Annotated in this window: 13 protein-coding genes; 6 read left to right on the top strand and 7 right to left on the bottom strand. The window is 72.7% G+C overall.

The window, feature by feature from the left end; genetic code table 11:
• Positions 1-83: 83 nt before the first annotated feature.
• The 3 genes from AB0C17_RS22845 to AB0C17_RS22835 all read right to left on the bottom strand — a co-directional run bounded on the left by AB0C17_RS22845 (position 84) and on the right by AB0C17_RS22835 (position 1,841).
• Complete coding sequence (locus tag AB0C17_RS22845) at positions 84-353, bottom strand: hypothetical protein (protein ID WP_357383637.1); 270 nt, start codon at positions 351-353, stop codon at positions 84-86.
• Between the two features lie 196 nt (positions 354-549).
• Positions 550-789: a DUF397 domain-containing protein gene (locus tag AB0C17_RS22840; RefSeq protein WP_357383639.1), complete on the bottom strand. Its 240-nt coding sequence runs from the start codon at positions 787-789 to the stop codon at positions 550-552.
• Positions 790-860: 71 nt separating this feature from the next.
• On the bottom strand, positions 861-1,841 hold the full coding sequence (locus AB0C17_RS22835; protein WP_357383641.1) for a helix-turn-helix transcriptional regulator: 981 nt from the start codon (positions 1,839-1,841) through the stop codon (positions 861-863).
• Between the two features lie 71 nt (positions 1,842-1,912).
• On the opposite strand from AB0C17_RS22835, the gene AB0C17_RS22830 reads away from it, so the two are divergent.
• Complete coding sequence (locus tag AB0C17_RS22830) at positions 1,913-3,241, top strand: MFS transporter (RefSeq protein ID WP_357383643.1); 1,329 nt, start codon at positions 1,913-1,915, stop codon at positions 3,239-3,241.
• Positions 3,242-3,299: 58 nt separating this feature from the next.
• Here the strand turns inward: AB0C17_RS22830 and AB0C17_RS22825 are convergent, their stop codons facing one another.
• Complete coding sequence (locus tag AB0C17_RS22825; RefSeq protein WP_357383645.1) at positions 3,300-3,542, bottom strand: mycoredoxin; 243 nt, start codon at positions 3,540-3,542, stop codon at positions 3,300-3,302.
• A 91-nt stretch (positions 3,543-3,633) separates the two neighbouring features.
• Here AB0C17_RS22825 and AB0C17_RS22820 point away from each other — a divergent pair, with 91 nt between their 5' ends.
• The 3 genes from AB0C17_RS22820 to AB0C17_RS22810 all read left to right on the top strand — a co-directional run bounded on the left by AB0C17_RS22820 (position 3,634) and on the right by AB0C17_RS22810 (position 6,639).
• Positions 3,634-5,757: an ATP-dependent DNA helicase UvrD2 gene (locus tag AB0C17_RS22820; protein ID WP_357383647.1), complete on the top strand. Its 2,124-nt coding sequence runs from the start codon at positions 3,634-3,636 to the stop codon at positions 5,755-5,757.
• A gap of 129 nt (positions 5,758-5,886) precedes the next feature.
• Positions 5,887-6,141, top strand: a complete 255-nt coding sequence (locus AB0C17_RS22815) for a hypothetical protein (RefSeq protein ID WP_357383649.1) — start codon at positions 5,887-5,889, stop codon at positions 6,139-6,141.
• Between the two features lie 132 nt (positions 6,142-6,273).
• Positions 6,274-6,639 carry a WhiB family transcriptional regulator gene (locus tag AB0C17_RS22810; protein WP_357383651.1) on the top strand — a complete coding sequence of 122 codons (366 nt, stop codon included), beginning with the start codon at positions 6,274-6,276 and terminating at the stop codon, positions 6,637-6,639.
• 337 nt (positions 6,640-6,976) lie between these two features.
• On the opposite strand, the gene AB0C17_RS22805 is transcribed toward AB0C17_RS22810, so the two are convergent.
• The 3 genes from AB0C17_RS22805 to AB0C17_RS22795 all read right to left on the bottom strand — a co-directional run bounded on the left by AB0C17_RS22805 (position 6,977) and on the right by AB0C17_RS22795 (position 9,792).
• Entirely contained in the window at positions 6,977-8,323 is a 1,347-nt protein-coding gene (locus AB0C17_RS22805) for an AarF/ABC1/UbiB kinase family protein (protein WP_357383653.1), read from the bottom strand.
• Between the two features lie 10 nt (positions 8,324-8,333).
• On the bottom strand, positions 8,334-9,446 hold the full coding sequence (locus AB0C17_RS22800) for a hypothetical protein (RefSeq protein WP_357472393.1): 1,113 nt from the start codon (positions 9,444-9,446) through the stop codon (positions 8,334-8,336).
• Between the two features lie 178 nt (positions 9,447-9,624).
• Positions 9,625-9,792 (bottom strand): DUF5679 domain-containing protein, encoded by a 168-nt coding sequence (locus tag AB0C17_RS22795; protein ID WP_007464795.1) that lies wholly within the window; start codon positions 9,790-9,792, stop codon positions 9,625-9,627.
• A 473-nt stretch (positions 9,793-10,265) separates the two neighbouring features.
• Here AB0C17_RS22795 and AB0C17_RS22790 point away from each other — a divergent pair, with 473 nt between their 5' ends.
• Complete coding sequence (locus AB0C17_RS22790; protein ID WP_357383657.1) at positions 10,266-10,787, top strand: M48 family metallopeptidase; 522 nt, start codon at positions 10,266-10,268, stop codon at positions 10,785-10,787.
• Positions 10,788-10,901: 114 nt separating this feature from the next.
• Entirely contained in the window at positions 10,902-11,537 is a 636-nt protein-coding gene (locus AB0C17_RS22785; protein WP_357383659.1) for a hypothetical protein, read from the top strand.
• Positions 11,538-11,594 lie beyond the last annotated feature (57 nt).

The following is an 11,594-nucleotide window of genomic DNA, read 5'->3' as shown; positions in this document are numbered from 1 at the left end:
CGGGAACACGTGCCGTCGCGGCCGGATGTGGCGGGATGACGGCGGGGGAGGCCGGTCCGGCCGCGACGGACGTCAGCGTCCGGTCATCCACCGTCCCAGCGGTACGGGTGCCCGGCTGCGGGCTCCTCGATCGGCAGCACCTTGACCCGGTGCCGGCCGGTGCGTACCGCCCCGACGGCGGACAGCGCTCGGGCGAGCAGGAGGGCGGCGTCCCGATCCTCGGCGTGGACGACCTGGCGGCGGGGTTCCGGCGTGCTCTTCTCGTCCCGCAGCCGGCGACCGCCGGCCCAGGCGGCGGCGATGTCGGCGTCGGCGGCGGTACGGATCTCGGTGCGGACGATCAGGAACCGCATGGTGTCCCCCGGACAATCGGCGGTTACACGCTGGAACTTCCACGTCACTCCCGCGTCATGTTACGCCGATGTGTCCGCCCGGCAAGGGGAACGCGCCACCTCGACCGATCGGGGGATCCCAGGTCAGTGCCGTTGTCGAGGGCGGACAGGTGAGGGGGCCGCCGGTTCGCGCCGACGGCCCCCGTGGTTCGCCGGATCAGTCCAGATCGAACTGACCGCTCTTGGTGCCGGCGAGGAAGCCGAGCCAGCCGGTCCGGTCGAACAGCAGGACCGGCCCGTTCGGGTCCTTGCTGTCCCGCAGCGCCACAGTCGCCGGCCCGGGGTCGAGCGGCGCGACCTCCACGCAGTTGGAGGTCTGGCTACGGGTGCTCTTGCGCCAGGCGGCACCGGCGAGCCGTGCCGAGAGGGCGGTCGTGCTGGTGTGGATCTCGTTCATGGTGCTTGCTCCTGATGAGGTGCTCCGATGGGGACGAGCGACACCCGCGCGCGGGCGGCGTCCCGGTCGGATCACCGCTCCGTGGTGAGGCGTCCCGAGTCCCGGCGACGTTGGGTCGGCGCCGTTGCCGGCCCGTACGCCACCGTGGACTCGACTGCCGTGCCGGTCAGCCGTCCCGTCGCCTCGATCAACCAGGAGAGGGTGTCCGATGCGGAGAGCGCCGACGAGCATAGCCACTCGAACACCACTTTATAGCGATTTAGAGTGTTTATCTCGGTCGACATGACGTCGGTGAACCCACCTTCGATGGCGAGCGTCTCCGGATCGAGGGGATCGGCGAACCGGTAGACCGAGAACGCGGTCGGCGGAAGGTACCAGTCACCGACCCGGGTGTCCCGTAGCAGCAGGCGCAGCGTCACGTTCGGCAGCAGCGCCATCTCGCACAGGTGGACGAGCTGCTCGTGCAGCACCTCCGGCGGCCCGGCCCGGCGGCCGAGCGCGGCCTCCTCCAGCACCGCCGTGTAGCGGGGCACGTCCGGGGAGCGGGTCAGCAGCGACTGGCGGGCCTGCCGGGCGCGTACCTCGGTCTCGGGATCCTCGCTCTCCGGGTCGCCGGCCTCGGCGGCCACCTGCGCGGCGGAGATGATCCGGTGCCGGGCGTACCCGGGCGTCTGCAACAGCCCCGGCACCAGCACCGGGTTGTACTCGGAGATCTCCGCGCAACCGCCCTCCAGCTCGGCGAAGGCGCGCTGCTGCTGGGTCATCACCGGGAAGTTGCGCAGCCAGCCGCGCATGTCGCCGGCCTCGTGGGTGATCCCGGTCAGCTCGGCGCGCTGCTCCTCGTCGGCGCCGTAGAGCGTCAGCAACGCGTCCACGTCGTCCGGGTCGGGACGACTGCGGCCGTTCTCCAGACGGGACAGCTTGGATGCGGAGGCCCAGCCGATCCGCTCGATGACCTGGTCACCGGTCAGACCGGCCTGTTCGCGGAGCCGGCGCAGCTCGGTGCCGAGCCGGCGACGGCGCAGAATCGGGCCTGGTACGGCAGGAGGCACGGCGTCCTCTTTCCCGTCGACCGTCGCTTGACGCGACGGTAACTGTATGAAATTCGCCCCCCACGGTCAGTATGGACGGCGCGACCGGCGTCGGAGGTTCCGGCGAGGGCGTGTCACGTGACAAAAAGAGGACCGTGGAGGACCCGATGCGCACCGTCCTGCGCCGCCCCGACTTCCGTCTCCTCTTCGCCGCGCTCGTCGCGAGCATGGCGGCGGAGTCGGTCCTGCTGCTCGCCCTGGCCGTCTGGGTAAAGGACCTGACCGGTTCGGACAGCATGGCCGGGGCGACCATCTTCGCGGTCATCGCGCCGATGGCGCTCGCCCCGCTGGTCGGCTGGGTGGTCGACCGCTGTCGCAGGCGACCGTTCTTCATCGCCGCCAACCTGGTCGCGGCGGTGCTGCTCGGGCCGTTGCTGGCCGTCCGGGACCGGTCCGACGTCTGGGTGATCTACGTGGTCGCCGCGCTCTACGGGCTGTCGTACATCACCCTCACCGCCGTGCTCAACGGACTCATCCGGCATCTGGTTCCGGCCGAGCTGCTGGCCGACGCGAACGGACTGCTCCAGACCGTCCGGCAGGGCCTGCGCCTGATCGGGCCGCTGGCCGGGGCGGGCGTGTACGCCGCCGTGGGCGGGTGGCTGCTGGTCCTGCTCGCCATGACCGGCTTCGTCACCGCGGCGGCGGTGGTCGCGCGGCTGCGCGTGGAGGAGGGCACACCGTCGCGGCCGGCCCGCCGGGGGCCGTCCGAGCTGGGCGCGGGGCTGCGCCACCTGACCGGCGAGCCGGCGCTGCGCCGGGCGCTGCTCGGGTACGGGCTCGGCTCGCTGGTGATGGGCTTCACCGAGTCGCTGATCTTCGCGTACGTCGATCTGGGCCTGGGCCGCGACGCCGCGTTCGTCGGCGTGCTCGTCATGGTGCAGGGCGTCGGCGGGCTGGCCGGCGGCCTGTTCTCGGCCGCCGTGGTCCGCCGGTTCGGCGAAGTCGGGGCGCTGGCCGCCGGGGTGACGTTCTTCGGACCGGCCGCGCTGGCGCTCGCGTACCCCCGGTTGTGGCTCGGGGTGGTGGCGCTGCTGATGGCCGGCCTCTCGCTGCCACTGACCATGGTGGGGTTGCACACGCTGATCCAGCGGCGGACGCCGCCGCGGCTGCTCGGCCGGGTCACCGCCGCGTCCGAGGCCCTGGTCAGCGGGCCGCAGGCGCTCTCCATCGGCACCGGCGCGCTGCTCGTCGGCGTGTTCGACTACCGGCTGCTGTTCGCGGTGGTGGGGATCGTCACCACGGCGGCAGGCCTCTACCTGTGGCGGGGGCGCGGGCTGACCACGCCGGTCGCGGCGCCGGTCCGGATCCCGGCGCCCCGGCGGCCGGCCGGCGACGGGGTGCTCAGCCGCGGCGGGTCCTGAAACGGCGACGAGCGGCCGTACCCGAACCGGGTACGGCCGCTCGCGGCGTCGTGGGAGATCAGCCGGGCAGCGCGGCCAGGTGCTGCTTGACCTGGGTGATCGAGGGGTTGGTCAGGGCGCTGCCGTCGGTGAAGCGCAGCGTCGGGACGGTCTGGTTGCCGCCGTTGACGCTCATCACGAAGTCCGCGGCGGCGGGGTCCTGCTCGATGTCGACCACCTCGTACGCGATGCCCTCCCGGTCGAGCTGCGACTTCAGCCGGTGGCAGTAGCCGCACCACGGGGTGGAATACATCGTCAGCATGGTCTGCTCCTCCAAGGGGTGACTCGCGCCCGGTCCGATCAGGCCAGGCTAACCGCTGCAACGTCGGACGATGCTGGGATGATTCCCTGCTGTGGGCGTTCACTCAGGTGCGGAACGGGTGCTGGCCGGACTGGATCCGGAGCAGCGGTCCGCGGTGACCGCCCCGGCCGGGCCGGTCTGCATCCTGGCCGGCGCCGGCACCGGCAAGACCCGGGCGGTGACGTCGCGGATCGCGTACCGGGCGCTGACCGGCGACATCGCCGGCCGGCACGTGCTGGCGGTCACGTTCACCGCCCGCGCCGCCGCCGAGATGCGGAGCCGTCTCACTGTGCTCGGGGTGCGGGGTGTGCAGGCGCGCACCTTCCATGCGGCCGCGCTGCGGCAGGTCCGCTACTTCGCGCCCCGGCTGCTGGCCGGGCGGGCGATGCCGGAGCTGCTGGACAGCAAGGTGCGGGTGGTCACGCTCGCCGCCGCCAAGGTCGGCCTGCGCGCCGACCGGGCCGCCGCGCGGGACCTGGCCGCCGAGATCGAGTGGGCCAAGTCGTCGCTTGTCGAGCCGGGGGAGTATGTCGTCGCCGCCGCCAAGGCGCTGCGCGAGACGCCGTACGAGCCGGCCCGGGTCGCCGACGTGTTCGACGCGTACGAACGGCTCAAGCGCGGCAACGGCGTGATCGACTTCGAGGACATGCTGCGCGCCGCGGTCTGGGGCATCGAGGAGCACCCGGACGTCGCCGAGCAGGTGCGCAGCCAGTACCGGCACTTCGTGGTCGACGAGTACCAGGACGTCAACCCGCTCCAGCAGCGGCTGCTGGAGGCGTGGCTGGGCGGCCGGGACGACCTGACGGTGGTCGGCGACGCCAGCCAGACGATCTACTCGTTCACCGGCGCCACCTCGTCGTACCTGGTCGACTTCCCGCGACTGCACCGGGGCGCGACTGTGGTCCGGCTGGTCCGCGACTACCGCTCCACCCCGCAGGTCGTCGGGCTCGCCAACGCGGTGATCTCGCAGGCCCGGGGCGCCGAGGCGCGGCTGCGGCTGGAGCTGCACGGCCAGCGCCGGCCCGGCCCGGAGCCGGACCTGCGGATCTTCACCGACGAGCCGGCCGAGGCCAACGCGGTCGCGGCCCGCTGCCGGGCACTCGTGGCGGGTGGCACCCCGGCGCGGGAGATCGCGGTGCTGTTCCGCACCAACGCCCAGTCCGAGGCGTACGAGAAGGCGCTCTCCGAGGCCGGGGTGCCGTACGTGCTCCAGGGTGCGGAGCGGTTCTTCGAACGGCCCGAGGTGCGCCAGGCGATGATCGCGCTGCGCGCCGCCACCCGATCGGCCGACCCGGGAACACCGCTGCCGACCGCCGTGGTCGAGGCGCTCACCGCCGTCGGCTGGGCGCCAGACGCGCCCCCGCCCGGCGGTGCCGCGCGCGAACGGTGGGAGGCGCTCGCCGCGCTGGTCCAGCTCGCCGAGGAGTACGCGGCGCAGGCCGAGGAGGAGCCCGGCCTGACCGGGTTCACCGAGGAACTCGCCCGGCGGGCCGCCCAGCAGCACGTGCCCACCGTCGAGGGGGTGACACTCGCGTCGCTGCACTCGGCGAAGGGGCTGGAGTGGGACGCGGTGTTCCTGGTCGGGCTGGCCGAGGGCACGCTGCCCACCACGTACGCGAAGACGATGGAGCAGGTCGAGGAGGAACGGCGGCTGCTCTACGTCGGGATCACCCGGGCCCGGGAGTGGCTCTGGCTGTCGTACGCCACGTCGCGCTCGCCGGGTGGCCGGGCCCGGCGGCCGTCGCGGTTCCTGCCCCAGCTCGACCGCTCCGGCGGCGGTGAGCGGGCCGGCGGCGCGGGCCCGGCACGGCGGGCCGAGCGGCGCCGGCCGCAGGTGGTCTCCTGCCGGATCTGCGGCGCCACGCTGCTCGCCGGCGCGGACCGCAAACTGGGCCGTTGCCCGACCTGCCCCTCGGACATCGACGAGGAGCTGTACGAGCGGCTGCGCGAGTGGCGGCAGCGGGTGGCGGGCGCGCAGAAGGTGCCGGCGTACGTGGTCTTCACCGACGCCACGCTCACCGCGCTGGCCGAGCGGAAGCCCGGCCGCACCGAGGAACTGGTGGCGATCGCCGGGATCGGGCCCCGAAAAGTCGGGCTTTACGGGGATACGGTGCTAGCCCTGGTGGCGGGCGCCACGGTGGACGACGTCTGCCCACAGAAAACTTCTGAAAACTAGCCGTAAATCGTTTGCCCTCCCCCGAGGGCGAGGAATAGCCTCATGACACACCTCGCGAGCGGCGCCGTTCTGGCTGCTCAAAGGGGATGAGTCCACGGTCGGCACGAGGAGAGTAGGGAGGTGGCACCAATGAAGATCTTCACTTATGAGCGTCTTGCGGCGATGCCGTCTGCCGTCGCTCCGCTGTCGGCTGTCCGGGTGGCCCCGGCTGCTCGACCGTCGGCTCCGCAGGTGCACCAGGTTCAGGTTCAGGCCGAGCTGATCCTGACCGTTGCGCCGATCGCCGGAGTCGAGGGGACCAGTGGCTTCGCGGGCAAGGGCATCGATGGCGCCAAGAAGCGCACGGATGTCCGCGGCGTTCCACCTCGAGGTAGACCGGTCTGATCCATCAGACCACCGGCTCACCTCGAGGCCGCGGAACCCGCATACCGGGATCCGCGGCCTCAGTTTTTTGTCCCGCCGAAGTACGTCGGAATGCGATCCACGAGATCGAAGTGAGAGAGAGGTGACCGGAGGATGAGTCTGGCGTTGGCCCCCCTCGACGTGAGCGTCGACGTGGAGGCGAACCTGCCCTGCCGGAAGTTCGACCCCGACCTGTGGTTCTCCGACTCGCCCGCCGAGCTCGAGCTGGCCAAGTCGCTCTGCGGGGACTGCCCGCTGCGCGTCGAGTGCCTGGCCGGGGCGGTGGAGCGAGCCGAGCCCTGGGGCGTCTGGGGCGGCGAGATCTTCGAGCGTGGCGCGGTCGTCCCGCGCAAGCGGCCCCGTGGCCGTCCGCGCAAGGAGGACCTCGCCCGTGACGCGCAGCTCCGGGTCGAGGCGGAGGAGCGACTGGCGGCCAGCGGGCTGTCCGAGTCGCGGAACTCCGTCCGGCTGGCAGCCTGACAAACCTACGTTCCGAAACCGACCGATGCCGGTGTCCCTCCACCGGCCGACCTGAGAGAGAAATTCTGATGCTGAACATGCCGAACGGATTCGAGATGCAACTACTCCACGAAGCGTTGTCCAGGGCCCGAATGCGCCGGCCTCAGGCCGGTCGCACCACCACGAGCACTGAGGCAACCCGTTCCGCCCGTACCGTCGCCATGCGGAGTCGCAGTCAGTCGGCCCGCGACCTGGGCGTTCTGTAGAACGATCGTGAGAAGGGGCGGTGACCGACAGGTCACCGCCCCTTCGCTGTGCTCACTCGGCGGCCGCGCTCTCGCTCGCCGGCCCGCTCTGGTCAGGCCACCGGCGCGAAGCCTGGTAGCCAGCGTTCCAGGATCGACCGGTAGGACGCCTTCGCCTCCAGCTGGCAGAGCACCCCGATCGAACCCAGCGTGACCCGGTGGATCATCAGGTACGACGGGGGCAGGTTGAGCTGGCGGCTCAGCTGGTAGGCGGGGGAGCGGGGACTGGCCAGCCGGGTCGCCTCGGCGCGCAGCCAGGCCCGGGTGAAGCGGAACTCGTCGGCGGCGATCGGCTCCAGCATCGGGCGGAGGAAGTCGAGCACCGCCGGGGCGTCGATCGACTCGGTACGGCTGACGAAGCCCTCGGCGCGCAGCCCTTCCACCACCGCGTCGGCGTCCTCGCGCAGCGCCAGCGCCGCGATCCGGCCGATCGGCTCCGGCGTGCCCTGCGGCATCCGGGCCACCGCCCCGAAGTCGATCACGCCGAGCCGCCCGTCCGGGAGCAGCCGGAAGTTGCCCGGGTGCGGGTCGGCGTGCAGCAGCCCGGCCCGCTCCGGCGCGGACAGGTGCAGCTCGGCCATCAGCCGGCCGGCCTCGTTCCGCTGCTCCTCGGTGCCCTCGCGGATGATCTGGGACAGCGGGATGCCCTCCACCCACTCGGTGATCAGCACCCGCGGTGCGGCGTCGAGCACCTCCGGGATGAAGATGTCCGGATCGTCGGCGTACGCGGCGGCGAACGCCCGCTGCGACTCCGCCTCCAGCTCGTAGTCCAGCTCCTCGGTGATGCGTTCGCGCAGCTCGGCCAGGAGCGGCTTCACGTCCAGCCCCGGCTGGATGGCCCGGAACATGCCGCCGAGCCGGGAGAGCTGCTTGAGGTCGGCGAGCAGGGCGTCACCGGCGCCCGGGTACTGGATCTTCACGGCCACGTCCCGGTGCAGGGGGCCGCCGTCCGGCCCGTACCCCGGGTCGCGCCAGACCGCGCGGTGCACCTGCCCGATGCTCGCCGCGGCGGCCGGAGTGTCGTCGAAGGAGACGAACCGGTCGCGCCAGTCCGGGCCGAGTTGCTCGGCCAGCACCCTGTGTACCGTCGCCGCCGGCAGCGGCGGCGCGGCCTCCTGGAGTTTGGTGAGCGCCTGCCGGTAGGGCGCGGCGACCTCCTCGGGCAACGCCGCCTCGAACACCGAAAGGGCCTGGCCGAACTTCATCGCCCCGCCCTTGAGCTGCCCGAGCACGCTGAACAACTGCTCGGCGGTGCGCTGCTGGATCTCGGCGGAGATGACGTCGGACGCGAGGCCGGTCACCCGCTTGCCCATGCCGAGGACGGTTCGACCGGCGAACCCGAGCGGCAGGGCGGCGAGTTTGGCGGTGCGGGACACGGCCCGGCGCGGGATGTCGGTCACCCGGCCATTGTTACCGACTCGGGGCCTCCGCTGCTGCCGTGCGGCGGGTAGCGACCGGCGTCGACCGGATCGGGCGACGCCGGCAGCAGCCGCAGGAGGGGTGCGGCGGCCACCGTCGGTGACGGACGCGACCCGGACCGCGGATCTCCACCGCGCCGCCGAGCGTCTCCGGCTGGGCGCCGTCGAGCTGGGCCAGCACCTCCGCCGTCGCGAAGGCCGCCCCGGCCAGCCCGGTGGCGACGGCGCAGGCCCGCTCGCCCCGGTCGGCGGCGAGCTGGGCGGCGAGCGCGGGCCAGTCCGGATCCCGGTCGCCGCGATGCAGGTCGAGGCAGCGCAGGCAGGGCCCGACGGGCGGGCGGACCAGCGGACCGATCACCGGTACGCCGCCGCGCAGGTCGAGCAGCAGGTGGGGCTGGCGTCGGCGGGCGTACCCGGTGGCGAGCAGTTCCGCCGGACGGTCCACGCCGAGCTGCACCACCAGGTCCGGCCGGGTGCCCCGCAACGGGGCGGTGACCGTGCCGGGCGCGCACCGCTCCAGCGTCGCGCGTACCGCCGGGGCCAGCGGCCGGCCCAGCTCCGCGGTGGTCAGGCCGGTCCCGGCCAGGTCACCGGCGCCCACCGGGCCGGCCAGATCGGGTACGACGTGCCCGACGCCGGCGTGGGCCAGCGCGACGGCGACCGCCGCGCCGAGTCGTCCCGTGCCGGTGACCAGCACCCGCGCGCCCCGGCGGCGGCGCAGCAGCCGGGCCGGGGTGCCGGGCAGGTCGGGTGACGCGAGCGCCAGCGCGGCGGCCTCGGCGGCCAGCCGGGCCCGGGCCGAGCCGGTGAGGTCACGGGGGAGCAGCGCCTGCGCCGGCACCACCAGTCCGGCCTCCCGGAGCGTGTCGAGCAGGGCGCGGGCCTCGTCGGGGGGGATCCGGACGGCGCCCGCCTCGGCCAGCACGGCGCGTTCGCTGCGGGTGCCGTCGAGCAGGTCGAGCAGGCGGGCGGTCCCGGGCGAGGACATCTCCAGCAGCACCGCCCGGCCGGGCTGCTCGCCGAGCTGGAGCGTGTGCCGGTCGCGCCAGAGCCGGGTCAGGCCGGGTAGCAGAATGGGACGGACGAGCGGTGTCGGGTCGGTCACGCAACTGATGGTGACCGTCTCCACGCGCTCCGTCGCTCGTTGTCCACAGGTGCGGCGTGCCGTGGCCAGTGCTGTCCACAGGATCTCGCCGGTTTTCCACAACCAGCCGGTAACCGTGTCGGCTACGCGACGGGGGAGGGCGGCCACCGGCCGCCCTCCCCCGTGTGTGTCCTACGGGTCAGACCTTGGCCTTGCCCAGGATGCGGTTCACTGTTGTGCCGCACACCGGGCACTTGCCCTTGGCCATGTTCATGCCGGTCTTCGAGACCTCCACGTGCCCCTCGAAGTCCCGCTTCTCCTTGCACTTCACGCAGTAACCGTTGTAGGTCTGGGCCTGGTCGGCCACGGTAGCCTCCTCGTCTCGTCCGCCGGAGGTGTCCGGCGGGTCTCCCTGCGGCGGCCCACGCGTGGCACCGGCGCCGGGGGTTCTCCGCGGCCAGTCACCTGACCGTGGTTGGCGGACCCTACCCAGGTCTGGGCGGTTCCATGTCAGCTGTACGCCGACTCTGTGAGCAAGTCGACGTCGAGAGTGTGCATGCCGAGTAACGTCGGATAAGTCAGTTTCGCGCGGACACGCCGGATGAATGCACCCAGATCCGCTTCGCGCCGCCCCGCCGGCCGTCACCCGTCGTAGATCACTTAACGTGAACAGGGCCGGTCAGGTGATGGTCAGCTACCGTCGCAAAGAATTTTTTCCGGACTCCGGACAATCAACCATCATTTTCCGGGCGCGTGTCGTCGTGTTGACTCTTGCGGAGCCCTGGTCAGTACGCATTACCTTTCCCTCGTGACAGTCAACCGAGGCTGCGCGGACCGGTAATGGCCGTGACGCGGAAGCCCGTCGTCGAGGTGCGGCGCAGCCAGCGCCGGCGGCGCACGGTGTCCGCGTACCGGGACGGGGAGCGCGTCGTCGTGCTGATCCCCGACCAGTTCTCCCGGGCCGAGGAGAGCGAGTGGGTCGACCGGATGCTCGCCCGGCTCGCCGCCCGCGAGGGCCGCCTGGCCCGCTCGGACGCCGAACTGCTCGCCCGCGCCGCCCGCCTGATCGACAGCTACCTGACCGAGTACGGTTCGGCCGCCGCCCCGGCGAGCGTCCGCTGGGTCACCAACCAGAACGGCCGCTGGGGCTCCTGCACGCCCGCCGACCGCACCATCCGGATCTCGCACCGCGTCCAGGACATGCCCGACTGGGTGATCGACTACGTGCTGCTGCACGAGCTGGCTCATCTCATCGTGCCCAGCCACAACGCCGAGTTCTGGGCGCTCGTCGCCCGTTACCCGAGGTCGGAGCGGGCCCGCGGCTACCTGGAGGGCGTTGCCGCCACCGCCGCCGTCCCCTGACCATCCCGCCTTTGCGGTCGATCATGAAGTTGGCCCGGCGTTTCGTCCGCTTCGTCACCGCCAACCTCATGATCGTGCACGGAAGCGGGTCGGGGCGGGGGTTAAGGTCGGCGGATGTCGCGACGTGTGGTGGTGGCGCTGCTCGGCCCGGTGACCTGGTCACCGCCCGGAATCGATCCGACGCGATGGCGTGCCGCGCTCGCCGAGGACGTGGTGGACCTGCTGGCCACCCTGAACGAGGTGGAGACAGCGGTGGCGGTCACGGCCCGGGACCGATGGCTGGCCGACGCCGTGGTCTGGCCCGGCACCCAGGTGTACGAGGTGACCGAGCCGACGCCGAACGCGGTGTTCGCGGCGATCATCGGCGACCAGGCGGTCCACGAGGACGGCGCAGCCGGCTACGACCAGGTGGCGGTGGTGGCGGCGGACACGCCGGACCTGCCCGGGCTGACGCTCGGCAAGCTGCTGCGGCCGCTCACCACCCGGCCGGTGGCGGTGGCCCCGGCCGAGGGAAGCGGAACCGGGCTGCTGGGGGTGGCGGCGCGACTGCCCGTACCGGCGTGGCTGCCGGCGCTGGATCTGGACACGACCGCCCCGACCGAGGTGCGGCGGGCGGCACCGAGCCCGGGGGACGTGGCGGTCACCGCCGGCTGGCACCGGCTGCGCGGCCCCGCCGACCTGGCCGCCCTCGATCCGGCGGTCGAGGGCTGGGAGGCCACCCGGGCCCTGCTGTCCGGCCGCCCCGTCTGACCGCCGCCCGCCCCGCCCGCCGCCCGCTCCGCCCGCTCCCCGCCCCGTCGATCTTGG

Source organism: Micromonospora sp. NPDC048887, from assembly GCF_040649715.1.
Lineage (GTDB): Bacteria > Actinomycetota > Actinomycetes > Mycobacteriales > Micromonosporaceae > Micromonospora.
This window is presented reverse-complemented; position numbering and strand designations above follow the sequence as displayed.

Bases quoted from the DNA above. Each gene is read 5' to 3' on its own strand.
- AB0C17_RS22845 (WP_357383637.1), bottom strand. From the start codon at position 353: ATGCGGTTCCTGATCGTCCGCACCGAGATCCGTACCGCCGCCGACGCC.
- AB0C17_RS22840 (WP_357383639.1), bottom strand. From the start codon at position 789: ATGAACGAGATCCACACCAGCACGACCGCCCTCTCGGCACGGCTCGCC.
- AB0C17_RS22830 (WP_357383643.1), top strand. From the start codon at position 1,913: ATGGACGGCGCGACCGGCGTCGGAGGTTCCGGCGAGGGCGTGTCACGT.
- AB0C17_RS22825 (WP_357383645.1), bottom strand. From the start codon at position 3,542: ATGCTGACGATGTATTCCACCCCGTGGTGCGGCTACTGCCACCGGCTG.
- AB0C17_RS22815 (WP_357383649.1), top strand. From the start codon at position 5,887: ATGAAGATCTTCACTTATGAGCGTCTTGCGGCGATGCCGTCTGCCGTC.
- AB0C17_RS22810 (WP_357383651.1), top strand. From the start codon at position 6,274: ATGAGTCTGGCGTTGGCCCCCCTCGACGTGAGCGTCGACGTGGAGGCG.
- AB0C17_RS22790 (WP_357383657.1), top strand. From the start codon at position 10,266: ATGGCCGTGACGCGGAAGCCCGTCGTCGAGGTGCGGCGCAGCCAGCGC.
- AB0C17_RS22785 (WP_357383659.1), top strand. From the start codon at position 10,902: ATGTCGCGACGTGTGGTGGTGGCGCTGCTCGGCCCGGTGACCTGGTCA.